Annotated in this window: 22 protein-coding genes; 7 read left to right on the top strand and 15 right to left on the bottom strand. The window is 64.0% G+C overall.

Translation table 11 applies throughout. From position 1 onward, the window contains the following. Positions 1-2: 2 nt before the first annotated feature. The 7 genes from ACVCNR_RS24435 to traA form a co-directional block, all read right to left on the bottom strand. Positions 3-812 carry an amino acid ABC transporter ATP-binding protein gene (locus ACVCNR_RS24435; protein ID WP_447076689.1) on the bottom strand — a complete coding sequence of 270 codons (810 nt, stop codon included), beginning with the start codon at positions 810-812 and terminating at the stop codon, positions 3-5. Beyond that, the gene (locus ACVCNR_RS24430) at positions 809-1468 is read right to left on the bottom strand and encodes an amino acid ABC transporter permease (RefSeq protein ID WP_447076529.1); all 660 of its coding nucleotides are present in this window, start codon (positions 1466-1468) and stop codon (positions 809-811) included. Before ACVCNR_RS24430 ends, ACVCNR_RS24435 begins: the two co-directional genes overlap by 4 nt. After that, the gene (locus ACVCNR_RS24425; RefSeq protein ID WP_447076528.1) at positions 1458-2117 is read right to left on the bottom strand and encodes an amino acid ABC transporter permease; all 660 of its coding nucleotides are present in this window, start codon (positions 2115-2117) and stop codon (positions 1458-1460) included. The genes ACVCNR_RS24430 and ACVCNR_RS24425 overlap by 11 nt, the downstream gene beginning before the upstream one ends. After that, positions 2114-3016 (bottom strand): ectoine/hydroxyectoine ABC transporter substrate-binding protein EhuB, encoded by a 903-nt coding sequence (gene ehuB / locus ACVCNR_RS24420; protein ID WP_447076864.1) that lies wholly within the window; start codon positions 3014-3016, stop codon positions 2114-2116. Before ehuB ends, ACVCNR_RS24425 begins: the two co-directional genes overlap by 4 nt. A 111-nt stretch (positions 3017-3127) precedes the next feature. Beyond that, positions 3128-3541, bottom strand: coding sequence for a hypothetical protein (locus ACVCNR_RS24415; RefSeq protein WP_447076863.1), 414 nt, complete (start codon positions 3539-3541; stop codon positions 3128-3130). 1087 nt (positions 3542-4628) lie between these two features. Beyond that, positions 4629-4913 carry a GSU2403 family nucleotidyltransferase fold protein gene (locus ACVCNR_RS24410; RefSeq protein WP_447076861.1) on the bottom strand — a complete coding sequence of 95 codons (285 nt, stop codon included), beginning with the start codon at positions 4911-4913 and terminating at the stop codon, positions 4629-4631. Between the two features lie 170 nt (positions 4914-5083). Next, complete coding sequence (gene traA / locus ACVCNR_RS24405; protein ID WP_447076860.1) at positions 5084-9706, bottom strand: Ti-type conjugative transfer relaxase TraA; 4623 nt, start codon at positions 9704-9706, stop codon at positions 5084-5086. A gap of 222 nt (positions 9707-9928) precedes the next feature. On the opposite strand from traA, the gene ACVCNR_RS24400 reads away from it, so the two are divergent. From ACVCNR_RS24400 to ACVCNR_RS24390, 3 genes are read left to right on the top strand one after another with little or no spacing between them, the layout of a single operon-like run. Next, positions 9929-10210, top strand: a complete 282-nt coding sequence (locus tag ACVCNR_RS24400) for a TraC family protein (RefSeq protein WP_447076859.1) — start codon at positions 9929-9931, stop codon at positions 10208-10210. Continuing rightward, entirely contained in the window at positions 10200-10439 is a 240-nt protein-coding gene (locus ACVCNR_RS24395; protein ID WP_447076858.1) for a conjugal transfer protein TraD, read from the top strand. The genes ACVCNR_RS24400 and ACVCNR_RS24395 overlap by 11 nt, the downstream gene beginning before the upstream one ends. Continuing rightward, on the top strand, positions 10430-10558 hold the full coding sequence (locus tag ACVCNR_RS24390) for a hypothetical protein (RefSeq protein WP_447076920.1): 129 nt from the start codon (positions 10430-10432) through the stop codon (positions 10556-10558). The genes ACVCNR_RS24395 and ACVCNR_RS24390 overlap by 10 nt, the downstream gene beginning before the upstream one ends. Before the next feature lie 538 nt (positions 10559-11096). Here the strand turns inward: ACVCNR_RS24390 and xsc are convergent. The 7 genes from xsc to sauS form a co-directional block, all read right to left on the bottom strand. Beyond that, positions 11097-12872, bottom strand: coding sequence for a sulfoacetaldehyde acetyltransferase (xsc, locus tag ACVCNR_RS24385; protein WP_447076857.1), 1776 nt, complete (start codon positions 12870-12872; stop codon positions 11097-11099). Positions 12873-12951: 79 nt separating this feature from the next. Continuing rightward, positions 12952-14481 carry a tripartite tricarboxylate transporter permease gene (locus ACVCNR_RS24380; protein WP_447076856.1) on the bottom strand — a complete coding sequence of 510 codons (1530 nt, stop codon included), beginning with the start codon at positions 14479-14481 and terminating at the stop codon, positions 12952-12954. A 24-nt stretch (positions 14482-14505) separates the two neighbouring features. Next, positions 14506-15045, bottom strand: a complete 540-nt coding sequence (locus ACVCNR_RS24375; protein WP_354197855.1) for a tripartite tricarboxylate transporter TctB family protein — start codon at positions 15043-15045, stop codon at positions 14506-14508. Positions 15046-15084: 39 nt separating this feature from the next. Beyond that, positions 15085-16035, bottom strand: coding sequence for a tripartite tricarboxylate transporter substrate binding protein (locus tag ACVCNR_RS24370; RefSeq protein ID WP_447076855.1), 951 nt, complete (start codon positions 16033-16035; stop codon positions 15085-15087). Positions 16036-16119: 84 nt separating this feature from the next. Then, complete coding sequence (gene sucD, locus ACVCNR_RS24365; RefSeq protein ID WP_447076854.1) at positions 16120-17079, bottom strand: succinate--CoA ligase subunit alpha; 960 nt, start codon at positions 17077-17079, stop codon at positions 16120-16122. Then, complete coding sequence (locus tag ACVCNR_RS24360) at positions 17076-18203, bottom strand: succinate--CoA ligase subunit beta (RefSeq protein ID WP_447076853.1); 1128 nt, start codon at positions 18201-18203, stop codon at positions 17076-17078. Before ACVCNR_RS24360 ends, sucD begins: the two co-directional genes overlap by 4 nt. Before the next feature lie 10 nt (positions 18204-18213). Then, on the bottom strand, positions 18214-19674 hold the full coding sequence (gene sauS, locus ACVCNR_RS24355) for an acylating sulfoacetaldehyde dehydrogenase (protein WP_354197848.1): 1461 nt from the start codon (positions 19672-19674) through the stop codon (positions 18214-18216). A 154-nt stretch (positions 19675-19828) separates the two neighbouring features. On the opposite strand from sauS, the gene ACVCNR_RS24350 reads away from it, so the two are divergent. After that, positions 19829-20674: a LysR substrate-binding domain-containing protein gene (locus ACVCNR_RS24350; protein ID WP_354197846.1), complete on the top strand. Its 846-nt coding sequence runs from the start codon at positions 19829-19831 to the stop codon at positions 20672-20674. Between the two features lie 92 nt (positions 20675-20766). Here the strand turns inward: ACVCNR_RS24350 and ACVCNR_RS24345 are convergent, their stop codons facing one another. After that, positions 20767-21510 carry a FadR/GntR family transcriptional regulator gene (locus tag ACVCNR_RS24345; RefSeq protein ID WP_435521599.1) on the bottom strand — a complete coding sequence of 248 codons (744 nt, stop codon included), beginning with the start codon at positions 21508-21510 and terminating at the stop codon, positions 20767-20769. A gap of 214 nt (positions 21511-21724) precedes the next feature. On the opposite strand from ACVCNR_RS24345, the gene ACVCNR_RS24340 reads away from it, so the two are divergent. The 3 genes from ACVCNR_RS24340 (at position 21725) to araH (ending at position 25221) form a co-directional block, all read left to right on the top strand. After that, on the top strand, positions 21725-22663 hold the full coding sequence (locus tag ACVCNR_RS24340; protein WP_435521598.1) for an arabinose ABC transporter substrate-binding protein: 939 nt from the start codon (positions 21725-21727) through the stop codon (positions 22661-22663). Positions 22664-22738: 75 nt separating this feature from the next. After that, positions 22739-24274, top strand: coding sequence for an L-arabinose ABC transporter ATP-binding protein AraG (gene araG / locus ACVCNR_RS24335; RefSeq protein ID WP_447076852.1), 1536 nt, complete (start codon positions 22739-22741; stop codon positions 24272-24274). After that, positions 24271-25221 (top strand): L-arabinose ABC transporter permease AraH, encoded by a 951-nt coding sequence (araH, locus tag ACVCNR_RS24330; protein ID WP_354197838.1) that lies wholly within the window; start codon positions 24271-24273, stop codon positions 25219-25221. Before araG ends, araH begins: the two co-directional genes overlap by 4 nt. The last annotated feature ends 16 nt before the right edge of the window (positions 25222-25237 follow it).

The raw sequence follows: 25237 nt of genomic DNA, 5'->3' as shown, positions 1-25237 counted from the left end.
TGTCAATGCAGCAGGGTGCCGAGGAAGTCGCGGGCCCGCGGATGGCTCGGCGCCGAGAAGAAGGTGGCGGGTTCGGCCCGCTCCACGATCGCGCCCCGATCCATGAACACGACCGCGTCGGCCACCTCGCGGGCAAAGCCCATCTCGTGGGTGACGCAGATCATGGTCATGCCGTCATGGGCCAGCTCGGTCATGACGTCGAGCACCTCGCGGATCATCTCCGGATCGAGCGCCGAGGTCGGCTCGTCGAACAGCATCAGGCGCGGGCTCATGCACAGCGCCCTTGCGATCGCCACCCGCTGCTGCTGGCCACCCGACAGTTGTGCGGGATATTTGGAGGCCTGCTCGGGAATGCGGACCTTCTCGAGATAGTGACGGGCCACGGCCTCGGCCTCGGTGCGCGCCATGCCGGCCACCCGGCGCAAGGCCAGGGTGCAGTTGGCAAGCACGCTCAGATGCGGAAACAGGTTGAAGTTCTGGAACACCATGCCGGTCTGCCGGCGGGCCAGCGCGGTTTGCACGGCATCTTCTCCGAGCTTCGTCCCGTCCAGCACTACGGTTCCCTGCCGATACGCCTCCAGACCGTTGATGCAGCGGATCAGGGTGGACTTGCCCGAGCCGGACGGGCCGCAGATGACGATGCGGGAACCGTGCGCGACCCTGAGGTCGATGCCCTTCAGGACATGGAAGGTGCCGTACCATTTGTGAAGCGCGTCGATCTCGACGGCCGGGGTCTGTCGGGGGTCTTGCATGCAAAGCGGGTCTTTCTGAAAGCGAAGGTTCATGGCGGCCATTCTTCGGGAGATGCTCATCGCGCCGTGGAAACGGCGAGGCGCTTCTCCAGCCATCTGACGCCCTGCGAGATGGCCAGGGCCAGCGCCAGGAAGACGATGCCGGCCACGGTGAGCGGCTCGGCATAGCGATAGGTGTCGGAGGCGATGTCGAAGGCCGCCCCGAGCATTTCGGGGACGGCCAGAACCGCCAGATAGGGCGTGGCCTTGAGGATCGAGACGAAGTAGTTGCCCATGGGCGCTGCGATGTTGCGCAGCATCTGCGGCGCGATGACGAAGACGACCGTATCGAGCCGGCCGAGGCCCAGCGCCCTTGCCGCCTCCTGCTGGCCCCTGGCGATGGCGTCGATGCCGGCCTTGAAGACCTCGGCCAGATAGCCGCTGTAATAGAGGCTGAGACCGGCAATGCCGACCGTCAGCGCACTCAGCCGCACCCCGTGGAAGGGCAGGATGAAGTACAGGCAATAGAGCCACACCAGCACCGGCGTCGCCCGGATGAAGTCGATGAGGAAGCGCACGAGGAGGCCGACAAGGCCGCCCCTGCGCCGCACGATCTCGAGGCAGAAGCCAAGGACGGCGGCGCCGAGAGAGCTCGCGACCGCCACCAGCAGGGTCATGCCGATGGCGCCCAGGATCGCCGGCACGCTCGCCAGGGCAAAGCCGACGTCAAATCCCACGACCCGCCTCCCTGACCGGCGTCACCCACCGCTCCGCCCATCGTCCCAGAAGGGCGATCGGATAGCAGACCATGAAATAGGACAGCAGCAGGGCGAGGTAGACGGGAACCGGGTCATACTCGACCTGGGCGATTTCCTTGGCCCGGAAGGTCATGTCGGTCAGCGTGATCAGCGAGACCAGCGATGTCGCCTTGACCAGCTGGATGACGAGGTTGATGAAGGTCGGGCTCATGGCCAGCAGCGCCTGCGGCAACTCGATGAGCAGGAGGATGGTCGCACGCGACAGGCCGAGCGCCTGTCCCGCCTCCTTCTGGCCGCGATCGAGCGCCTGCAATCCCGCCCGCACGGCCTGGCTGGCGTAGCCCGCGGTGTTGAGGCCCAGAACCATGGCCCCCACGGTCATGGCGGACAGGGTGACCCCGACCACGGGGAGCGCGTAGTAGAAGACGAACAGAAGGATGACGACCGCAGAACTGCGCCAGAATTCGATCATGGACGTGACGAGGAAGCGGGCAAAGCCGGTCGTCAGATATTGGGCGATCCCCAACACAAGGCCGAAGGGAACCGCGAAGACCAGCCCGTAAAGGGTGACGGAGGCCGTGACCCGGAACCCTGAAAGGATGCCGGACCAGATGTCGAACATGCTCATTCGCCGGCCCCGTCCTTGCCGTTGCCGCAGATCCGGTCGGTGGTGACGGTGTCGGGGACGGTCGCATCCTCGGCAAAGCCGTACTTCTTCATAAGCCCGGCGACCGTTCCGTCCTGCTTCAATGCCGTGAATTTCTCGTCATAGAGCGCCTTCAGGTCCTCGTCCTGCTTGCGAAAGGCCACGGCGGCGTAGTTGGCCTGCTCGTCGGCGATGACGAACGGATCCGCCCGCTCCACGTCACGGGCGCTGCCGTCCTTCAGGAGACCGAGCACGGTCGGCAGGGAAAGCAGGGCAACATCGACCCGGCCGGCGCGCAGGGCGGCCACGTTCGACTGGATGTCGGGAAACAGAAGCATGCGCTCGTTCGGCACGCCGGCCGCCAGCGCATTACGCACGACCACGCTGCCGCGCCCGGCGCCCATGACGATGTCGGGGTTGTCGACGATATCGCGGTAGCCGTGGATGTCCTTCGGGTTGCCGGGCAGCACCAGTGCGGCATCCAGCTCCTTCAGGTCGGGCCTGCCGAATGCGACCTGCCTACACCGCTCCGGGGTGATGGACAGGCCTGACGCCACCACATCGAAGCGTCCCGCCAGCAGGCCGGGAATGAGGGCGCCGAACTCGGCCACCCTGATGTCGATCTCCTTCACGCCCAGATCGGCGAAAGCCGCCTTCAGCAGGTCGGGATGCCAGCCCGTTGCCTCGCCCGTCGCCTCGTCGCGATAGCCCCAGGGGGCGCGGTTGTGGATGCCGACCACGATCCTGCCCTCGCGCAGGATGCGGTCCTTCGCGGTTTCGGCAAACGCCGCCTGGCCGGCGGCCCCCAGTGCGGCGACACCCAGCACCACACCCAACCCCCTGGCCAATATTGCCCGGCGCGGGCTCAATCGAGACGTCATGTTCTTCCTCCCATTTTTGTGAAACTTTGTTCCAGAGGTCGCTTCGGGCCCTTGCGAGCGAAGGTCTGGTTTGCACGGCCAGCGATCCGGCTGCGACTGTCCCTGATGCCCTTACGACGGGCCCCGCTGCAAAGAAGCCTCAGCACCGGTCAGGCGCCGCAGGTCCGCCAGCACCGAACGCAGATGCGGCCACGGAAAGTCGGACGGCGCATCGCCGGCCTCGCTCTCCAGCAGCAGGACCTCCAGCTTGGCCACCACGCCGCCCATCGAGTGGGCCGGCGTCCGCGCCAGTTCCTCAAGGAGCCGGGCCGTCTCCCCGGCGAAGCGTTCCTCCGCCGCCTTCGCCCTCGAATAGCCAAGGTCAAGGTCGGCTTGCTCCCGGCGCGTATTCCCCAAAACCTCTTCAGAGCAAGAAGTGGGCAGAGCGCCCGTCGTCCGCGCGATCCTGCTTTCCAGCCGCTGCTGGCGCCGGCACAGCGCAAGGGCCCGCGCATGCGCATCGCGCCAGCGATCCGCCAGCGCCAAAACCGGGTCCCTGTGCCGGAAACCGTCTCCTGCCGGCGCGACCGATGCGCACCCCTTATGCCTGTCGGCTGGCCTTGCAACGCCAATCATGGCATTTTCCCCCCGCGCCACAGGATGACGAAAGGCAAAGAAATGCTATGGTCGGAATCAGCCATGATCCGAGCTCCACTCAGCTTGGTTGTGGTCAGGCTAATCAGAGCGTTGCCGCGCTTTGATTAGCCGCCTACCCTTCAGAAAACATTTATTGCACGAGCGTGTTCGCTTAAAATTTCACCACCCCCAGACTAATGACAAAGAAACCATTCACAACCCGCTTCGACCTAGCGATTTTAACGTTGGCACAGCGGATCGCCGAAGTAGAACGGCGTTCAATTACTAACGTAATTGAACTCGCGCTGATCGAATATGCCAAACGCCGCGAGATCGAGCTTCCACCAAGCGATGAGTGATTGGTAGCAAGGTCTTACTAGTGAAGGGGAGAGGCATCTATCAAGCTCAGTAGCTGTGAGCACCGTCCCAAACACTGCTTTCGCCATCTCATGACGAAAGGCAAAGAAATGCTATGATCGGAATCAGCCATGATCCGAGCTCCACTCAGCTGGGTTATGATCGGTCAGAACGTTGCCGCGCTCTGGCCAGCCTTCGTATGTGCAACGCATGGGCATTGCACGTGCACATTATGCATATTTGTAGTTGATGTTCAAGCGCCAAAACGACAATGACAAAGAAGCCATTCACAACCCGTCTCGACCCAGCGATATTGGGGTTGGCGCAACACATCGCCGCAATAGAACGACGTTCGGTCACCAGCGTCATCGAAATCGCACTTGTTGAATACGGTGCGCGTCACGGATTTAATGTGTCTGACAATGAGCGCAGTTATCCGATCCAATCCTCCGGGGACGAAAACTGAACGATTCGAGCTACGGCTTTCAATCGATTTGCTTGCGCGCATTGATGAATGGCGTCGGGCACAGGCTGATCTTCCCAGCAGATCGGAAGCTGTGCGCCCCCTTATGGAGATTGGGTTGTCTGCTCAAACGACGGGGACATCAAACAAGCCTCGATGCTGATATCAGGTCCGCCATCAGTGAAGGTAGGGCACTTGTACAGGCTCCAAGTCAAAGCATGAATAGGCCTTAGCATCTTCGAAAACTGCCTTGGGGAACAATCTGATGGCATTCGCTTCATAGGGCAGGTGGTCGAAATTGCAGGCGGTGAGGCGCACCACTGCCTTCGCCTGAGCCAAATCGCTCCGCCTCTTGACCGGTTCGCGGTCTACACGTTTCGATACCCACAGCTTATGTGCGGCAAAGGCCCGTAGGTCGGGCGCGATCATTTGAACGAGAACCTCTTCTTCAGCCTCGACCACGTCGTAGCGCCATCACCGAATGGGCATAAGACTGCAACACCGTGACTGCCATCGACGACAATGTCGTTCTGGTCGGTTGTGACGCTGCAAGGCCTTGGCGTAGATAATGTTTGCCTGCGGTTTTGTTCCCGGCCCTGGCTGTCTGGCTTTTTTCGTTCGTCTGGCTTCAATCAGCAGCCGATGCCGCGCCCACGATCGATGGCGCGCTGCTGCCGTTCGGCCACGATCTGCTGGCTAGCCTGGAGGTGGACAGTCTGCTGCAGGACCTTGAGCCTTTCGTGCATGGCTTCGAAGGCGCGCCGTTGGGCGGGCGCCACGCGCTGGATGACGTCTTTTTCGCCGCGAAGGATGGCGTTGTGGCCGAAGCGCTCGTCGAGCGCCCGGCTGACGGCGGCGAACTCGCGGCCGATGGCAGGATCGAGCGAAGCGACGGCGATGTCGAGCCTGCCGCCCTTCTTCTTCATCTGGGCGGCGAGTTTTCGCAGGGCATCCTCGGCCGCATCCGACAATCCGGGGATCGCAACCTCCATGCGGCGGCGTTCTTCCGTAATGGCCTGGCGCTCGGTATCGATGGCGGTGACCCAGGATGCGCCGAGCGCACGCAGATGTGCGGCCGCCTCCGGCACGGCCTGCAGCGCTGCCTTCCTTTCCCGGCCGGTGGCCAGCATGCGATCCATCAGCCGATCGGAGCCGCGCAGGGCGCCATAGGCGGCAGGGTCATCGGTCACGGCGGCCGCAATCCTGTCGCCCGCAATATCCTTGACGATGAGGTCTTCGATCGTTCCGACGGCGCCGGCCGGGTCGCGCCAGATGCGTTTTGCGGCCTCGGCAAGTGCGGCCCGGTGATGACGATAATGCGGGACGGTGAGCGCCCGTGTCCGTGCCTCGTCGTCGACCGGCGTCCTGAACTCCTTCACCGCAGGCAGCATCGGCAAAATGGCCATTGTTTCGTTCCCGGGCTCGACGCTGGCGCCCGCGACGACCTTCGAGCGATCCTTCCGCTCGGCCAGATGCTGTTCCCCGGAGAAGCGGCGAACGGCTTCGAACAGCCGGGCGAGCTTTTCGCGCCGTTCAAGGGGCAGGTCTTCCGGCATGCGCTCGGCGATATTACGGGCCGCGAACTCGTCCTCCTTCGCGGTGAAGGCTTTCCATCCGAACCTGGCGGACAGGGCATCACTCACCGCCTTTACCTCCTGGACAACGGCGCGGTCCTCGACGGCGAAGGCGAAGGCGGTCTTGTAAGCATCCTCCCCGCCACGGCTACGCACCGCCTCGATCTCGGCGAGACGCGCCATGGCCGGCCTTGAGAGCGCGGGGATGGACAGGGACATATGGGCGCGCCGTTCCTGCTCGCGCTCACGGAATCGACCGGTGTTCCTGCGGAACTCGGTGGCATGGGAACGAACGAGCGGAACCAACGCGTCCACGGCCGCCATCGCCTTGTCGCGTTCATCACGCGCCGCACGACCTTCGACCAGAAGATCGGCCCCGCGCAGCCGTCCGAGCGTGCCCGGGCGAGCGGCGATATCGTCGGCGAGCTTGCGGGGCTCGAGCGCTGCATCCGAGGCAAGCGCGTTCACCTTCGCAAGGGCCGCAGCCGGATCGCGATAGATCCTGTCGAGGACCGGCCGCAGGATGTCTTCCCGCTCCTTCCAGCGCGGCGAGGCAAGCTGGGCCAGCCGCGCATCCTCTTCGAGGCTGCGGGCGAACACCGTCGTCGGCGGGACCAGGTAGTGGGAGCCGGCGACCGGGACGGCTTCCGCCAATACCTCCGGGCGCTGCTCGTTATAGAAGACGCGCCGTTCGCGCTCGATCGCGAAGCCGAGCGCCACGCTCGCCCGCTGCCACAGGGCCGCCACCTGCCCGCGCTTTTCCGCAATCCAGGCCAGCCGCCGCGAAGCGCCCTCCTCCATTCCGGCCGCAACGAGCGAGAGACGATCGAGACCGCGCCGCCGGGCAAAATCCTGAGCGTGGGCCCGGTATCCCGCCTCGCTCTCAAAATCGAGCGTCGTCGTCTTGGCGCCGGAACGCGACAGCCGCTCGACAAGCCGGTTGAACAGTTTTGGCCGATGGCTCTCGCGCTCGATGCGCTCCTGACGGGCTTCGGCGGATTCGACACGCTCGACCGTCCAGACATTGCGCTCGACCTCGCGCGCCTCATAGCGCTTCTGTCCGGTCTCTTCGTCAATGATGGCAACCTTGACCTTGACCTTCTCGACGCCGTCCTTGCGCAGCGTGACGGTGTCGCCCTCAGCGACGCCGCCCTCCTCCAGCGCCTTCGGCAGGCTCACGCCCCAAAGGCGATGGACAGCGCCATCCTCGGTCCTGACGTCGGCGTAGGGGCTCTCGGTCGCATCCTTGTCGTCTGGCCGGAACTTCGCTTGGCCGGTTTCCACGAGCTCGCCGGTGACGCCGGCACCATGATCGACGCGCGGCCTCCATCCCCATTGCGGCTTCGCCTCAAAATCTTCCCTGGCGGCATAGAGATCGGCGCGATCGCGATGCCGGGTCATCGCCACATAGGTCAGGTGCCGGTCCAGCATGCCGGTGGCGAGCACGAAGGTCCGCTCGACCGTCGCGCCCTGCGACTTGTGGATCGTCGCGGCATAGCCGTGATCGACATTGCGGTAGCTGTCCTCGCTGAAGACGACGTCGCGGCCAGTGTCGAGCCGAACGCACAGCGACGGACCGCCGCGCTTGTCGCCGGTGGAGACGACCGTGCCCAGCATGCCGTTCCTGACATGTTGCGGTCCGAGCTGCTGCGCGCGCCGTTCGACGAAGCGGGCATTCTCCAGGAAGACGATGCGGTCGCCGGCGGCGAACGCCCGTGTCCCGCGCGCGGTCCGGAAGATGCGGGACCCAGATAACGCGCCCGCGTCGGTCATCACCTGACGCAGCGCCTCGTTGAGCTTGCGCACATCGTCATTGGTGTGGGCCAGCACAAGTAACTCGTCGCCACGAAGCTGACCGCCTCTTTCCTCCGAGGCAGATTTCCCGATGGCCTGTTTGCGGGCTTCCGTCCAATCGGCCACGATGCGGCCGACGATCTCCTCACGCGTTTGCGCCTCGACCAGATGGCCGTGTCCGGCATAGGCATCGAGACCCTTTTCGACCTCGCCGCGGGCGAAGAGACGCGACGCATCCCGCGCCCACGCCTCGCGCTGGCGACGCACACCGGCAAGCTCGGCAAAGCCGATACGCTCCGAGACCGCCCGGAAGGCCGCACCCGCCTGGATCGGCTGGAGCTGCATGGCGTCGCCCACAAGAACGGTTTTTGCCCCGGCCGCCTCCACCGCCTTCAGCACACGCGCCATCTGCTGCGACGACACCATGCCGGCCTCGTCGATGACCAGAACGTCGCCACGCTCGAGCCGGTCGCGCCCGCTGGCCCAGGCAAGCTCCCACGATGCAAGCGTCCGCGACTTGATGCCGGAACTGTCCTCCAGCCCTTCCGCCGCCTTGCCGGCAAGGGCCGCGCCGACCACACGGCGCCTCTCGCCTTCCCAGGCAATGCGCGCGGCGGCCAGCAGCGTCGACTTGCCGGCCCCGGCAAGACCGACAACGGCGGCGATGGCGCTGTCGCCGGTGACGTGACGGACGGCATCGACCTGCTCGGCATCGAGGCGGATGGGCTTTTCCGTGCCGGCCGCCTCGACGGATTTGATCGCCGCGGCAACACCTCGCGCGGAGACGCCAAACCCCTTGCGCTGCGACAGACCCCCGGCCGATTTGGCCATGTCATATTCGATGCGCAGGAGGTCGCGCGTGGTGAACACCGCCGGCTCCGACGCCTTGCCCGTCTGTTCGTCGATCTCCTGCGGCTTCAGCGTCACCAACTCGTTCGAGGCCATCAGCCGTGCACGGATGTTGGCGAAGTCGGCCGGATCGTCGACATAGCGGTGCAGCGCTTTTGCGATATCCTTTTCGTCGAAGGTCGAACGTTCGTTGGAAAGCTGCTTCAGCACAAGATCCGGATCGGCCAGCAACCGGTCGGCCATCTCCTGGCGGCGCGCAAGATCGGCCGGGGCAAAATACATCCCGACGCCCTTGCGCGCGAGTGCCGCCTTTTCCGGCCCGAGGTGTTTTTGGGCAATGCCCTCAAAACCCTGTTCGGCGTAGGATCGCCCGTCGAGGCGGATTTCGTGACCGGCCAGCGCCAGATGCCGGTTGGCCGTCTCCGCCCAGGCGACCTTCCACCCCTTCATCGTCTCCTTGTCGCCGGCCCAGGCCTTGTAGACGATCCTGCCGTTCGGCCGATCGGGCGTGACCACGCGCAACGGCGCGCCGTCTTCACCAGGCACAGGAACTTTCTTCGGCCCGAACCCCGCCTGCGTCAGCGGCCTGAGCGCCGTCAGCAGATGAATGTGCGGATTGCCGTCCTTGTCGTGATAGACCCAGTCGGCAATCATGCCCTTCGACGTGAAACGGTCCTCCACGAACTCGCGCACCAGCGCGATGTTCTCTGCCCGGGTCAGCTCTTCGGGCAACGCGACAATCAGCTCGCGGGCAAGCTGCGCGTCGGCCCGCGTCTCGAAGGCCTCGACCGCATTCCACAGTGCCTCGCTCGCCCCCGCCACCGACTTGCCCTCGATGGCGTTCTGCAGCCAGGCCGGGATGGCATCCGGCAGCGCCAGCTCCTCATGCACAAGTTCAGCCACCCCGCCGCGATAGCTGAACGACGTGCCGGCCTGTTCGTCGATCATCTTCGCACGATGGCGATAGGCGGCGGCCGAGACGATGCTGCGTCCCGATCCCCTTCCTATCACCTGCGCTCTGACGAACATGATCGCCACGACTGTCTCCGCATCCAGCAGGCACGTCGCGTCAGCGACGTATATTGCGCCCTCGAACCAAACGGGCCGCAGGGCCCGGTGCCGCGTCTCCGCAAGACGGCACCGGCTTGCAACTGCGGCTGCGACGTGTTCGGGATGAGGCAACATAGCCTGTTTTACTATTTTCTTCCAGATAGTATAATCTCTGCCATCCACATTCATCCGACGGGAAGGGACGCAAGGATGGCCGCAAAACCCTCAATCTCCGACATCGATGCCCAGATCGAGAAGCTGCGTGAACGCAAACGGATACTGATAGTAAAATCCGCCGAGCGGTTTGCCCGCGCCGCCACGAAAGCGGGACTGGCCGAGATGGAGATCGCGGACGAGGAGGTCGAGCGCATCTTCGAAGACATCGCCGCGCGGTTTCGAAAGGATGCAAAGAAGGAAGCTGCCGGAGCGCGGGCGCCTCGACCGGCAGCCGATGCAACTGGAGCGGCGGCGGCGGCTTCTCATGACGGCTGAGCGCAAGCGCGAAGCCCGCCAGACGTTCCTGCTCGGCGCAATCGTCGTCAGGGCGGGATTGTCAAACGCCGACCGCGCCTTCCTGCTCGGTGGCCTGATCGAACTGGCCAGTGTCGATCCCGGTTCGTCGGAACATCGGCGACTGCGCGATATCGGCGAGGAAGCCTTCAAGGTTGCGCAACGTGGTGACGGTTCGTCGCGCAGGACGCGGATAGCGGAATGGGGCTGAGGACAAAACCGCATCCCAGCCAGCTGCTCGTTCTGGTGCCGATCGCCGTCACCGCCTTTGCCGTCTATGTCGTCGGCTGGCGATGGCCGGCGAAAGAAATAATCATGTTTATGGTGTGAGTGCTTATCGACCTTCTGGGGGATGACGGAGGAGATCTACCTTGCATCGCTGATCGCCGCCATCTCTGTCACTCTTCGCGCAACGGCGCCTGACCTCTATCTGCTATTCATGTTAGGTGTATCGCTCGTCTTTCTGGTCCTATGGCGCATCGGCGCTTGGCCAAATTTGAGATTGATTATGTTCTGATCGCATCGAGCACCATGCCTGATACGCATGCACCGGAAAACGAATAATTGCACTCATGAACAATGGCGTATCTGGCTATGGTGCGTCCTTCCTCGGCACAACAGAATAGATCGGGACCCGACGGAGGTGATGACAATATTCAATATCGCCGCCGCCCAGTTAAAGTTGAAGCGCAGATAATTGAAATTCGAGAGGCAACGTCATCATCTCGACAGGCTTTAACAGAAGCGAAATGTTGAAGATGGCGAAGGTGAAGGGACAACCGGTAATCACATCAGTCTTGATCACCGGAAATGCACCTTCGGCCAGATGACACTTTACCTGTTCCAGACGTTGGCGAAATTGCCCTCCTCAGATTGGCTGCTGGGGCTTCATGTCGGCCTTTTCGATGCCTGCGACGGGGACGGGCTTCTTCATGGCGTCGCGGCGGAAGGGCTCGCCGAGCTCCTGGTTGAGCACCACCTCGACGAAGGTGGTGATGCCCCTGGCCTGCTCCTCGCAGGCGGTGCGGATGGCATCGGTCACCTTCTGCGGCGTGTCGGCCACGACCCCCTTGAAGCCGCAGGCCTCCGCCACCTTCGCGTAGCTGAAGTTGCGGTTCAGCTCGGTGCCCACGAAGTTGTTGTCGTACCACAGCGTGGTGTTGCGCTTTTCCGCGCCCCACTGGTAGTTGCGGAACACCACCATGGTGATCGCCGGCCACTCCTCGCGCCCGATCGAGGTCATCTCGTTCATCGAGATGCCGAAGGCCCCGTCGCCGGCAAAGCCCACCACCGGCACGTCCGGGCAGCCGATCTTGGCCCCGATGATCGACGGGAAGGCATAGCCGCAGGGACCGAACATGCCCGGCGCCAGATATTTGCGCCCCTCCCCGAACGACGGATAGGCGTTGCCGATGGCGCAGTTGTTGCCGATGTCGGTCGACATGATGGCGTTCTTGGGCATGCCCGCCTGGATTGCCCGCCATGCCTGGCGCGGCGACATCAGGCCCTTGTCGCGGGCCCGCGCCTCCTCGTTCCAGCTGGTGCCCGGATCGTCGTCCTCATGGTCCATCGACGACAGAAGCTGCAGCCAGGCCGAGCGGGTCTGGTGGATCGCCGCCTTGCGCGCCTCGCGCCCCGCATCGCCCGCCGTCGCCGAAAGCTGCTCCAGGATCTGGCGCGCCACCTGCTTCGCATCCCCGCAGATGCCGACGCTGATCTTCTTGGTCAGCCCGATGCGGTCGGGGTTGATGTCGACCTGGATGATCTTCGCTTCCTTCGGCCAGTAGTCGATGCCGTAGCCGGGCAGCGTCGAGAACGGGTTGAGGCGGGTGCCGAGCGCCAGCACCACGTCGGCCTTCGCGATCAGCTCCATGGCCGCCTTGGAACCGTTGTAGCCGAGCGGACCCACCGCAAGGCGATGCTCGCCGGGAAAGGCGTCATTGTGCTGGTAGCCGCAGCACACCGGCGCGTCGAGCCGCTCGGCAAGGGCGACGGAATCCGCGATCGCCCCGCCGATGACCACGCCCGCGCCGTTGAGGATGACCGGGAACTTCGCCTCCGACAGAAGCTTCGCCGCCGCCGCGATCGCCTCGCTGCCGCCGGCCGGCCGCTCCAGCCGCACGATCTGCGGCAGCTCCACGTCGATGACATGGGTCCAGTAGTCGCGCGGGATGTTGATCTGGGCCGGCGCGCTCGCCCGCCAGGCCTTCTCGATCACCCGGTTGAGCACCTCGGGAATGCGCGCGGGATCGCGCACCTCCTCCTGGTAGCACACCATGTCCTCGAACACCGCCATCTGCGGCACCTCCTGGAAGCCGCCCTGGCCCATGGTGCGGTTGGCCGCCTGCGGCGTCACCAGCACCATCGGCGTGTGGTTCCAGTAGGCCGTCTTGATCGCCGTCACGAAGCCGGTCACGCCCGGTCCGTTCTGGGCGATCGCCATCGACATCTTGCCCGTCGCGCGCGCATAGCCGTCCGCGATCAGACCCGCATTGGTCTCGTGCGCGCAGTCCCAGAACGTGATCCCCGCCTTCGGAAACAGGTCCGAAACCGGCATCATCGCTGAACCGATGATCCCGAACGCATGCTCGATCCCATGCATCTGCAAGACCTTCACAAACGCTTCTTCCGTCGTCATCTTCATCGTCGTCGTTCCTGTAGCTTGCAGTGGCGGGCGGCCGGCATGCCCCGCATCGAGCGCCGGCCGCGTCTCATTTCTATCTTCAAGGTTGCAATCCGGCGTCCTCGCGGCCAGCGCCGGGACCGGGCCGCCGCCATATCCGCCCGATGAACGGCAGCACCAGGATCAGCACGATGACTGCCATGATGGTGCCCGAGATGGGCCGCGTGAAGAAGACGGTCCAGTCGTTTCCGAAGCTTATCATGGAGTTCATGAACGCCTCCTCCGCCAGCGGGCCAAGGATCACGCCGAGCACCATGGGCGCGATCGGGAAGCGCAACCGCTCGAAGGCATAGCCGACGAAGCCGAACGCGATCATCAGCCACAGGTCGGTGATGTTGGAGCGGATCGACAGGGCCCCGACGAAGCAGAAGACCATGACGAAGGCCGAGACCACGGCTTCCGGCAGGTCGAGCACCTTGACCAGCGGGCGGATCGCGAAATAGCCGAGCACGCACATCAGCACGACGCCCAGGAACAGCGAAGCGAAGATGGTGTAGACCATGTCGGCAGACGTCAGCAGCACCTGTGGGCCGGGCTGGACGCCGTGCAGCATGAAGGCGCCCATGATCACCGCGGTCGCGCCCGATCCCGGTATGCCGAGCGCGAGCAGAGGAACCAGCGCACCGCCGACGGAAGCGGTGGCGGCAGCCTGCGGCGCCACGATGCCTTCCGGAACACCTTTGCCAAGTCTCTTCTTGCCCCTGTCGAGCTGTGATTCCACGCCGTAGCAGACGAAGGAAGCGATGGTCGCACCGGCCCCCGGTACAATGCCGACGATGTTTCCCAGCACGGAGGAACGCAGGAACAGCATCTTGAATCCCAACATCTCGCGCAAGGAGGGCAGTTGGGTCTTCGCGCCGGAACGGGTGTCGATCGTCTTGGTCGTGAATCCGGTCTCAAGCCGCGACAACACCTCACCGACACCATAGGCGCCGACCATGACGACGAGGAACTCGATGCCGTCGGCGAGGATCGGCAGGTCGAAGGTGAAACGATAGGCGCCATAGGTGGCATCGCTGCCGACCGATGCCACCAGCAAGCCGAGCCCGAGACTGACGAGCGCATTGCTGAGGGAGCTGCCACCCAGCGCGATGACGCTCGCCAGCCCGAACAGCACGATGGCGAAATATTCCGGTGACGAGAAGCGCAGGGCGAAACTGGCGACAGGTTGCGTCATGAACACCATGATGATGCCGGAGATGAGGCCGCCAACCAGCGCCGCGACCAGCGTCCAGCCCAGAGCCTTGGCCGGTTGGCCCTTCTGCGCCATCGCGTAGCCGTCCCAAAGCAGCGGGACGTGGATCGGCTCGCCCGGTATGCGAAACAGGATGGAGGTGAACGCGCCGCCATAGGTTCCCGAGACATACATGGCGGTCAGCAGGATGATCGCGGAGGTGATGTCCATCTGGTAGGTGAAGGGCAGGAACAACACGACGCCCATGACCAATGTCAGACCGGGCAGGACCCCGACCAGCAGGCCGATCAGGATACCAAGCACGAGCACGGCCATGTGGACAGGAGTAAAGCAAGCCAGGAAGCCTGCTCCCAGTTGCGTAAGGATGTCGAGCATCGCGCTCTCCTCAACCTTGTTCGGTCAGAACATATTGACGATCAGGTCGGTAACTCGGTCGAATGGCGGTACGCCTCGCGGCAGCGAGACATAGACAAGGCGCATGAACAGGATACAGAAGACCAGCGTGCCCAGCGCCGCGTTGAGCCATATCGCCAGATGCCTGCGATAGCGCCCCACATACATGAAACAGACGAAATACAGGAATGTCGTGAGTGGAAAGCCGAGCCAGGGCAACAGGAGACCGTAGGCCACGGTGAGCGCCGCCCCGGCTACCAGAAGACGCGGGTACTTCGCAGAGACCTCTTCCTCCGCATCGTCAGCGGAGGTCAGGGTGGCGGCGAGACCTTGCGTATCGTTCGACCGGCCGAGGAAGAACGCCCTGGCAAGTTCATAGGCGCAGGTGATCCCGATCAGCAGGATAGCAGCCTTGGGCCAGAAATCCGGCCCCAACGTGCCCGGCCGCGCGGCATAGTCGATCCCGTCGGCTATGAACCAAAAGAAAACCGCCACCAGCAGCATCACTGCATAGGGCAGCCAGGCCGTCGTCTTCAGGCGTTCCATGTCGTTCCTCCCCGATTGGCCGCCAGTTCCGCGGTTGCTTTATTGCAAGGCGGCGGCCCGCTTCATGTCCTCCAGTTGGCGTGCCATGAAATCCGCCGCCTCCTGGCCGGTCAGGAAACTGTTCGCAACGCCGTATTGCTCCTCGAGAAAGGCCTTGTACTCGTCGGCCGCCGCGACCTTGGCGAGCGCCGCCGACAATTTCTCGATCGCCTCGGGCGGCGTGCCGCTGCGCACGACGATCGCCCGGAACTGCGGCAATGCCACATCGTAGCCCAGCTCCTTCGAACTGGGAACGTCGGGGAAGGCCTCCATCCGCTCCTCGCCGAATATCATCAGCGGCCGCATCTCGCCGCTGTCGAGGAACTGCCGGACGTCGCCCGCCTGCTCATAGAGCAGATCGGCATGACCGCCGAGGATGGAGATGTATCTTTCGCCGGGCTTGGCGAAGGGAACCTGCACGACCTTCACGTCCTTCGCGGCCAGCGTGCGCAGGCTGAAATCGTCCACGCTGCCGAAGCCGAGCGTGGCTACCTTCAGCGTATCCGGCTTGGCCTTGGCGGCCGCCTCGAAATCGGCCCAGGTCGCATACGGGCTGTTCTTGGGTGCGAACAGGAACGACGGCCCCTGGATCATGACCGCGACAGGAACGATGTCGTCCATGCTCCAGCGCGCACCGGTGCCGGCCAGCAAGGCGTGGCTGTCGGCGATATAGATGGCCATGGAGTACCCGTCGGCGGGCGAGGCGAGAAGCTTGGCCATGCCCGTGGCACCGGTGCCGCCCGGCACATTGACCACGGGAATACCGACACCGAGCTCCGATTCGAGCATCTTTCCGACGAGGCGCGCGAGCTGGTCGGCGCCGCCGCCCGGTCCCCAGGGAACCACCAGTTCCACGGGCCGGGCCGGATAGTCCTGCGCCAGAGCCGGTCCGGCACCGACAACCGATGCAAGCACGGCAAACGCGCCTGCCATTGCCATCTTCTTGAACATCGTTCTTCTCCTCCACTTGGGCAAGGATCGTTTCTTGCGACGATTGCCTTGCGTTGACGCATCCTTACTGGATGCCGGGACAGTTCATGACGGTGCCGACATATCTCTCTCCATGCCGGCACCCTCCTCCGACACCTTTGAAAACCGGGCGGGGCGACCCTGGAGTGCGGCGCGGACGGCCCCGACGATCTCGCCCGGCGTATCGACCACCCTGGCGCCGGCGTCTTCGAGCGCCCTGCGCTTGGAAGCATAGCTGCCCTTGTCGCCGCTGACGATGGCGCCGGCGTGGCCCATCTTCTTTCCGGCCGGCGAGGCACGGCCGGCGATGAAGGAGACGACCGGCTTCGTCATCGTCGCGGCATACTCCGCGGCCTCCTCCTCCATCGACCCGCCGATCTCGCCGACGAGAACGACGGCATCCGTGTTCGCGTCCGCATCCAGCGCCTGCAATGCATCACGCGTCGTCGTGCCGATCATCGGATCGCCGCCGATTCCCAGGAAGGCCGACTGGCCGAGCCCCGCCCGCGTCAGGTTGAGACAGATCAGCGTACCGAGGCTACCCGAGCGCGAGATGACGCCGACGCGCCCGGGCCGGAAGACGTTCGAGTTGTGTCCCGGCATGATACCCACAAAGGCTTCGCCGGGCGTAACCAGCCCGGCCGTGTTGGGGCCGACGATGCGCATGCCCGACGCGCGTGCTGCCGCATGCATTTCCATCACGTCATGCGCCGGAATATGCTCCGTCAAGGCGACCAGCAATCGGGCGCCGGCCTCCGCCGCATCAATGGCGGCCGCCTTCGCCATCAACGGCGGAATGAACATGACCGCGACCTCGAAGGGCTCCTCGTCCATCGCCTTGCGGGCCGTGGCAAAGACCGGCAGGCCGAGATGGCTTTCCCCCGCGCGCTTCGGATTGACGCCGCCCACGACGCAAGTTCCGCACTCTATCATCTTTTCGGTCCAGAACGTGCCCTGCTTGCCCGTCATGCCCTGGACGAGGACTTTGGTGGACCGGCGCACGATCAGGTTCATTGGCGGGTTCATCGGGCCGCCTCCACCGCTGCCTGCACGGCATCCTCCATCAAGTCGTAGGGTTCGATGCCGAGTTGCTGACGCACGAGCGCGACCGCCCTTTCCTCGCCTGTTCCATGAATGGAGAAGAAGACCGGCACCGTGGGCTTCAGCGCCTCCCACGCCCGGACAACCCCCTCGGCCATCACATCGGTCCTTGCGAAAGCCCCGCAGAAGTTGACGACGAGGCTTTTGACGCCCGGATTGGACAGAACGAGATCGAGCGCGGTCTCGGCCTTTGTATAGGCCTCGCCGCCGATCTCGAGGAAATTGGCGGGCCGGCCGCCGAAATGACTGATCACGTCCATCGTCGTCATCGTCAGGCCCGCGCCGTTGGCGAGAACCCCGACATTGCCCTCGAGCTGGATGAACTTCAGGCCCGCCTCGACGCCACGGCGTTCAAGCTCGCTCATCGGCTCCTCCGCGGCCATGGCCGCCAGCTCCGGCTGCCTCGACGCCGACGAATCGTCCAGCGTGAGCTTCGCATCCAGCGCCACCACGCGCCCGTCGGCCAGTTCGGCCAAGGGATTGATCTCGATGAGCTCGGCATCCTTTTCCACGAAGAGGCTATGGAGGGCAGAAAGGACACGGGCGATGGCCGGCGCGGCATTGCCGAGATCGAGCCCGGACAGGATCGCTGCAGCTTCCTCGACACCGAACCGCTCGCCCGGCGCAATCGTGCGCTTGCGAATGGCCGACGGGCTCGTCGCGGCGAGTTCCTCGATGTCCATGCCGCCCTCGGCCGAGAAGAGCACAAGGGCACCGCGCGAGGCAACGTCCAGCAGGACGGCCGCGTAGAACTCGCGCGCGATTTCCGCCCGCTCCTCCAGAAGCACGCTGCTCACACGGTGGCCGCCGATCGTCATCGCAAGGATCTGTTCGGCGGTCCGGCGGGCGTCGTCTGGCGTATCGGCCGTTTTTATGCCGCCGGCCTTGCCGCGCTTGCCGGTCGGCACCTGAGCCTTGACCACACAGGGGCCGATTTCGGCGAAGGCGGCGGCGGCACCGGCCGGACTGTCGGCCACGCTTCCCTTCGGCACGGCGATGCCGGCGGGGGCGAGGACAAAAGTCTTGGCGACATGCTCTACGAAATTCATCGCGCCCTCCTCAGTGCCCGTACCTGGCCCAGTGCGGTCCGAACAGTTCCTCCTCGCTGGGGCGATCCTCGGGAATGACGGTCACCAGATGCGTTATGTTGAGGAAGTCGCGATAGCTCAGGTTCCACGAGATGGAGTTCTTCTGCCACGAGCCACAGCCCATCGACAGGGTGAAGCCGAGGCCTGAATCGAACCCGCCGCCATTGCCGAACGTATGCGCGAAATTGACCAGCACCCGCACGACGTCGAGGTCTTCCGCAAGCTCGCGCGCGTGGTCCATGTCCCTTGTGTGTATGCCGAGGGAATGGCCTCGCCCCTGATGATCGAGGATTCGGCGCACCGTCTCCTTGGCATCCGCGAAATCCCGGGCACGATAGACGGCTAGCACCAGCGCGAGCTTCTCGCCGGAGAGCGGATAGGCCTTCCCGATGCCGCTCTCCTCAACCATGAAGAACGCGGCATCCCGCGCGCCGGGCGACAGGGAGAATGCCTCAGCGAGGATAGGCGCGTCGCGCGCGATCAGATCGCGGTTGAGCTTGCCGTTGCGCCACAGCGTGCCGACGATCCGCTCCTTTTCCGCAACATCACAGAGATAGCCGCCCGCCCGCTCCAGTGCGGCGATGGCCTGGTCGTAGACGGCGTCGACGATCACGACGGCGTTTTCGGACGAGCAGGAGGTCGAATTGTCGAAGATCTTCGACGCGCAGATCTTGCGCGCAGCCTCGTCGAGATCGGCGCTTTCATCGATGATCACCGGCACGTTGCCCGCGCCCACGCCAATGGCCGGGGTGCCGCTGGAATAGGCGCGGCGCACATTGTCCTGGCTGCCGGTAACGACGACGAGGTCGACGGCACCCATGAGCGCCTGGGTCGCGTCCTTGGTGACAGGCTCGGGCAGAATCTGCACCAGATCCTGCGGCAGGCCGATCCTGGCGAGTTCAGCGCGCATGAACTCGACGGCGCGCGCCGTGGTCCGGTAGCCGAGCGGGGACGGGGCGATGACGATCGCATTGCGCCCCTTGATGGCCATCATCGCCTTGTTCACCGGAGTCGCGCCCGGATTGGTCGAGGGCGTCACCGCGCCGATCACGCCCATCGGCTTGGCATATTTGACGATGCCCTTTTCGCGATCCTCCTCGATGATGCCCACCGACTTTCCGCGCAGCAGATCGCGCAGCGTGCCGAAGGTCTTGCGCTGCTTCTTGGTGATCTTGTCGGCCACATTGCCAAGCCCGGTATCGATGACGGCAAGTTCGGCGACCTCGCGGGCATGCTCGGGCTTGTAGAGGGACCAGGCGAGCGCCCTGACCGCCTCGTCGGTCCGTTCCTGGCTCGCCTCGGCGAAACTCTCCTGGGCGACCCGGGCGCGCCCGACCACGGCCGCCACCATCGCCTTCGTTTCATCTGGCCCTTCCGTGGATCGCCCGTCTTCGGACCGCCGTTCTCTGGTCTCTGCTGGGGCAATCGTCATGTCGGCCATTCCTCCCGTTTGCCATGACGCACCGGCCCTCCCAGGCCCGGTGGCGAATGCCGAGCATCGCTGCCCGATCTCACAGTCAGCTTAGGTCTTGTGATCTTCTAAGAAAAATTTATTTTCTTCATCCAGGTCATTCACAGGATTTATGATGATCGACTTTGAACCAGGCGTGCTCCGGACATTCGTGGCGGTCGTCGAGACCGGCAGCCTGACCGGTGCCGGCCGGCGCGTGGGCCGCACCCAACCGGCCGTGACGCACCAGCTCAACCGGCTGGAGCAGGCGATCATGCGGCCGCTGTTCGGGCCCGACCGCAGAAACCTAGTGCTGACCGCCGACGGCGAGATGCTGCTCCATTATGCGCGCGCTATCCTGCGGCTCAACGAGGAGACCCAGGAGCATTTCTCCTCCCCGCCGCTGGAGGGGCGCGTCATACTTGGCACTCCCGATCTTTACGCCGCCTATCTGCTACCCGACATTCTGTCGCGGTTTTCCCGCTCCTATCCCGGGATCGAGTTGGAACTGCGCTGCCGTCGCAGCATCTATCTTGAAACCGCCCTGCAGGAGGGCGAGCTTGATCTTGCCCTGGTCACGCGCCAGCCCGAGGGAATGGAAGGACAGCTTGTCCGTCGCGAGCCGCTGGTCTGGGTCGCCGGCGCCGAAGTCCATCCAGAGGCGGACGAGGCGGTGCCACTTGCCCTTCTGCCGGAAGGCAGCGTCTATCGGGAACAGGCTCTCGAGGCACTGGATTCCGCACGCAGGCGCTGGCGTATCGTATCGGTCAGCGATTCCATCGCAGGGCTGCTTGCGGCAGTCCTTGCCGGGCTCGCGGTGGCTGTTTTCCCGCGGTGCGCCCTGCAGCCGGGGGTGCGTCGGCTGGGGCAGCGTGACGGCTTTCCGCCCTTGCCCCAGCTTGACCTGCTGCTTCTTCGCCGCCAGTCGAAAATCTCCGATGCCGCAAAACATCTGGCCGACTACATTGCACGTGAGCTGTAGGGATATAGTCAGCAACCAACACTGCCGACTACATGGATCACTTCCTCATGACGGCATCAGGCGCACGCCCGCCAAGTCCGGCTCATGCCGGCTCATGCGGTTTCGGCTTTCACCAGCTTCAGGTCGCGCGCGCTCAGCTCCAATATGCCCATGGAATGCCGCTGCGCGGCGGCGCTGTCGCGCATGCGCAGCGCCTCCACCAGCAGGCCATGGGCCCTGACCGCCTCCTCGCGCGTCACGACCGCGTTGTTGGACTGCTGCAGCATGTAGTTGAGAGCCGCCTCGATGGTGCGGGCAAGCTGGGCAAAGACCTGGTTGTGGCTGGCCTTGAGCAGGCAGGCATGGAACTGCGCATCGGCTTCGGTAAACGCCACGGGATCGTGCTCGCTGTCGCGCATCATCTGCCAGGCCTGCTCCAGGTCGGCGATCTCCTGGAGGCTGGCCTTTTCGGCGGCCAGCACCGCGGCGGCCGGCTCGATCACCTGCCGGGCCTCAAGAATGCATTCCAGCAGGCCGAGCTCGAGAATGGTGTCGCCCAGCCATTCGATCAGCTGCGGGTCGATGATGTTCCATTCGTCGCGCTCGCACACGACGGTGCCGACGCGCGAGCGGCCGCGCACCAGCCCCTTGGCCTCCAGAACCTTCAAGGCCTCGCGGATCACGGTGCGGCTGACGCCATAGCGTTCGCACAGGTCGTTTTCCCGCGGCAGGAAGGAGCCGGGCTGGAACACCGAGGTACAGATGTCCAGGGCCAGCGCGGTCGTCACGCCGCTCTTCACGCGGGGCCGCGCCATCGTCATCACTTCACTGCGCGCATCCTGCTCCAACCCATTCACGAACATTCCCTCCGCCGTATTTGCTACGGATTCCGTCACTGCCTTAGCGGCATGCCGCGTGATTATAAAGGAAATCATTCATCATACAAGAACCGTTGACTGGTGTGATGATAATGCATAGAGTTTCCCGGTCATTGCCTTAACGCGGCTGGAACGGGAGGTTATCCTTATGCGTTTTCTCAATACTATATTGTTGGCAGGGGCAGTCGTCCTGATGAGCATGGTTTCGTCCTTTGCCGACGACGTGAAGATCGGCTTTGTCGTGAAGCAACCGGAAGAGCCCTGGTTCCAGGATGAGTGGAAGTTTGCCGACATCGCCGCCAAGGAAAAGGGCTTCACCCTCGTCAAGATCGCTGCCCAGGATGGCGAGAAGGTCCAGGCCGCGCTCGACAATCTCGGCGCACAGGGTGCTCAAGGCGTGATCATCTGCACGCCCGACGTCAAGCTTGGTCCCGGCATTGTCGCCAAGGCCGCTTCGCTGGACCTCAAACTGATGACGGTCGACGACCGTCTCGTCGGCCCTGACAACCAGCCGCTGGAAGACGTTGCCCATATGGGCATATCGGCAACCAAGATCGGTGAGGACGTTGGTTCTGCCATCGCCGCCGAAGTCGCCAAGCGCGGCTGGGACTGGAAGGACGTCGGGGCGATCCGCGTGTCCTATGATCAGCTTCCGACTGCCGTCGACCGTGTCGAGGGCGCGCTCTCCAAGCTGAAGGAAGCTGGCCTTCCGGAAGCCAACATCTTCGACGCGCCGCAGGCCAAGACCGATACCGAAGCCGCGCTGAACGCCTCGACTGTGGTGCTCAACAAGAACCCGCAGATCAAGTACTGGGTCGCCGTCGGCCTCAATGACGAAGCTGTGCTGGGGGCGGTGCGCGCCACCGAAAGCGTCGGCATCGACGCAGCCAATGTGGTCGTTGTCGGCATCGGCGGTTCGGACTCGGCCATCAATGAGTTCAAGAAGCCCGACGCTACCGGCTTCTTCGGCTCGGTTATCATCTCGCCGAAGCGCCACGGCTATGAAACCGCCGTCAACATGTACGACTGGATCGCCGAAGGCAAGGAGCCGGAAAAGCTGATCCTCACCTCGGGCCAGCTTGCGCTGCGCGACAATTTCGAGGCCGTCCGCAAGGAGCTTGGCATCGAATAATTTGGCTGACGGCGCGGCCGGCTTCGCTGGCCGCGTTCGCCTGTCCTTGCCTGTCGATCCCGCATCGGAGTTGTCATGGCGTCATTTCTCGACTTCCGCAACATTTCCAAATCCTATCCCGGCGTGAAGGCCCTGTCGGATGTGTCCTTCGGCGTGGCTAGGGGTGCCGTGCACGGCATCATGGGCGAGAACGGCGCCGGAAAATCCACGCTCATCCGCATCCTGTCGGGCGACCAGCCGGCCAATGAGGGTACGATCCACATAGACGGCGTCGAACAGAAATACGCATCCGCCCGCGATGCCTTCGATGCCGGCGTGGTCGTCATCCATCAGGAACTGCAGCTCGTTCCCGAGTTGACCGTGGCCGAAAATCTCTGGCTCGGGCGCTTTCCTAACAAGGGCGGGGTCGTCAATCTGCGCGCCCTGACCCACCAGGTCGCCGCCAAGCTGGCCGATATCGGCATTGACATCGATCCGGCGCAGAAGGTGGCGAAGCTTTCGATCGGCGAACGGCAGATGGTCGAGATCGCCAAGGCGATAATGCTCGATGCGCGCATCATCGCGCTCGACGAGCCGACATCTTCCCTGTCGTCGCGCGAGAGCGAAATCCTGTTCCGCCTGATCGCCCGCCTCAAGGCGGAAGGCAAGGTCATCCTCTACATCTCGCACCGCCTCGACGAGATCTTCCAGCTTTGCGACGGGTTGACCGTGCTGCGCGACGGGCGGCTGGCCGCCCACCATCCCGACCTTGAGGGCGTCACCCGCGACCAGATCATCGCCGAAATGGTCGGCCGCGAGATTATCGACATCTGGGCTTGGCGCGGCCGCCCCATCGGAGACGAAACGCGCCTGTCGGTCGACGGCGTAAGCGGCCACTTCCTGCCGCAGCCGGCCAGCTTCAAGGCGCGACGGGGCGAGATTCTCGGCCTGTTCGGCCTCATCGGCGCTGGCCGCTCGGAATTGCTGCGCCTCGTCTACGGAGCCGATACGCGCCGCACCGGAACGGTCACCGTCGACGGCAAAGCCGTGTCCGGCAACAGCCCGCGCAAGTCCGTCGAAGCCGGCGTCATGCTGTGCCCGGAGGACCGCAAGTTCGACGGCATCATCCAGGGCCGTTCGATCGAGGAAAACATCACCATCTCCGCCCGGCGCAATTTCTCGCCAGTCGGTCTCATCAATCCGTCGAAGGAAGCCGACCTGGCCGAACGCATCATCAAGCAATTGAGGGTTCGCACCCCTTCGCGCAGGCAGGACATCGTCAACCTGTCCGGCGGCAATCAGCAGAAGGTCATTCTGGGCCGCTGGTTGTCGGAGAGCAACGTCAAGGTCCTGATGATCGACGAGCCGACCCGCGGCATCGATGTCGGTGCCAAGGCCGAGATCTACGAATTGCTCTACGGCCTTGCCGAATCCGGCATCGTCATTGTCGTCGTCTCCAGCGAGCTGCCGGAGGTGATGGGCATTTCCGACCGAATCCTGGTGATGTGCGAAGGCCACATCGCCGCATCCCTCGACAGGAGCGAGTTCAACGAGCGGGCCATTCTGGCGGCCGCCCTGCCCGATCGATCGTCCGCTCCCGCAAACGAATTCGACAAGGTTGCTGCATCATGACGGCTGTCAAGAAACTCCTGCTCGGCGAACAGGGACTGGTTGTTCTGTTCGCGATCGCCTTTGCCGTGGTCTCGCTGACGGTTCCGAATTTCCTCACCGAGCGCAATATGCTGGGCCTGCTGCAGTCGGTAGTCACGATCGGCATCGTCGCCTGCACCATGATGCTGTGCCTGGCTTCCCGCGATTTCGACCTTTCGGTCGGCTCCACCGTCGCCTTCACCGGCATGATGGCGGTCATGGCCTCTAACGCCAGCGGCTCCATCCTGATCGGCCTTCTGGCGGCGCTGGCCTCCGGTTTCATCGTCGGCTTGTTCAACGGCGTGGTGATCGCCCGCTTCAAGGTCAATGCGCTGATCGCAACGCTCGCCACCATGCAAATCGTGCGCGGTCTGGCGCTGATCTCCTCCGACGGGCGTGCCGTCGGCATCGGCGACCCCAATTTCTACCAGCTTGCCTTGTCCAAATTCTTCGGCATTCCGACCCCGATCTGGGTGATGGGCGCGCTGTTCATCATCTTCGGCTTCGTGCTCAACCGCACCGTGTTCGGCAAGAACACGCTGGCGATCGGCGGCAATCCGGAAGCCTCGCGCCTGGCCGGTGTCAATGTCGCCTCGATGCGCACCTGGATCTTCGCCCTGCAGGGGCTGATCTGTGCCATCGCCGGCATCCTGCTGGCCGCCCGCATCACCTCCGGGCAGCCCAATGCGGCAACCGGACTGGAGCTGTCGGTCATTTCCGCCTGCGTTCTCGGCGGCGTGTCGCTGGCCGGCGGGCGCGCCTCCATGCTCGGCGTCATCGTCGGCGTCATGATCATGGGCATTGCCGAGAATGTCATGAACCTGCTCAACATCCAGGCCTTTTATCAGTATGTGGTGCGCGGCCTGATCCTGCTGCTCGCGGTACTGCTCGACAATCTGCGCTCATCCACCATCGCGACGCGCGGCTGACAATCGAAACGGCCGC

This window comes from Aquamicrobium terrae, assembly GCF_052978165.1.
This window is presented reverse-complemented; position numbering and strand designations above follow the sequence as displayed.

Excerpts from the sequence above, each read along its gene's own strand:
- ACVCNR_RS24435 (WP_447076689.1), bottom strand. The coding sequence starts at position 812 with ATGAGCATCTCCCGAAGAATGGCCGCCATGAACCTTCGCTTTCAGAAA.
- ACVCNR_RS24425 (WP_447076528.1), bottom strand. The coding sequence starts at position 2,117 with ATGAGCATGTTCGACATCTGGTCCGGCATCCTTTCAGGGTTCCGGGTC.
- ehuB (WP_447076864.1), bottom strand. The coding sequence starts at position 3,016 with ATGACGTCTCGATTGAGCCCGCGCCGGGCAATATTGGCCAGGGGGTTG.
- ACVCNR_RS24400 (WP_447076859.1), top strand. The coding sequence starts at position 9,929 with ATGGCCGCAAAACCCTCAATCTCCGACATCGATGCCCAGATCGAGAAG.
- ACVCNR_RS24395 (WP_447076858.1), top strand. The coding sequence starts at position 10,200 with ATGACGGCTGAGCGCAAGCGCGAAGCCCGCCAGACGTTCCTGCTCGGC.
- ACVCNR_RS24390 (WP_447076920.1), top strand. The coding sequence starts at position 10,430 with ATGGGGCTGAGGACAAAACCGCATCCCAGCCAGCTGCTCGTTCTGGTG.
- xsc (WP_447076857.1), bottom strand. The coding sequence starts at position 12,872 with ATGAAGATGACGACGGAAGAAGCGTTTGTGAAGGTCTTGCAGATGCAT.
- ACVCNR_RS24380 (WP_447076856.1), bottom strand. The coding sequence starts at position 14,481 with ATGCTCGACATCCTTACGCAACTGGGAGCAGGCTTCCTGGCTTGCTTT.
- ACVCNR_RS24375 (WP_354197855.1), bottom strand. The coding sequence starts at position 15,045 with ATGGAACGCCTGAAGACGACGGCCTGGCTGCCCTATGCAGTGATGCTG.
- ACVCNR_RS24370 (WP_447076855.1), bottom strand. The coding sequence starts at position 16,035 with ATGTTCAAGAAGATGGCAATGGCAGGCGCGTTTGCCGTGCTTGCATCG.
- sucD (WP_447076854.1), bottom strand. The coding sequence starts at position 17,079 with ATGAACCCGCCAATGAACCTGATCGTGCGCCGGTCCACCAAAGTCCTC.
- ACVCNR_RS24360 (WP_447076853.1), bottom strand. The coding sequence starts at position 18,203 with ATGAATTTCGTAGAGCATGTCGCCAAGACTTTTGTCCTCGCCCCCGCC.
- sauS (WP_354197848.1), bottom strand. The coding sequence starts at position 19,674 with ATGACGATTGCCCCAGCAGAGACCAGAGAACGGCGGTCCGAAGACGGG.
- ACVCNR_RS24350 (WP_354197846.1), top strand. The coding sequence starts at position 19,829 with ATGATCGACTTTGAACCAGGCGTGCTCCGGACATTCGTGGCGGTCGTC.
- ACVCNR_RS24340 (WP_435521598.1), top strand. The coding sequence starts at position 21,725 with ATGAGCATGGTTTCGTCCTTTGCCGACGACGTGAAGATCGGCTTTGTC.
- araG (WP_447076852.1), top strand. The coding sequence starts at position 22,739 with ATGGCGTCATTTCTCGACTTCCGCAACATTTCCAAATCCTATCCCGGC.
- araH (WP_354197838.1), top strand. The coding sequence starts at position 24,271 with ATGACGGCTGTCAAGAAACTCCTGCTCGGCGAACAGGGACTGGTTGTT.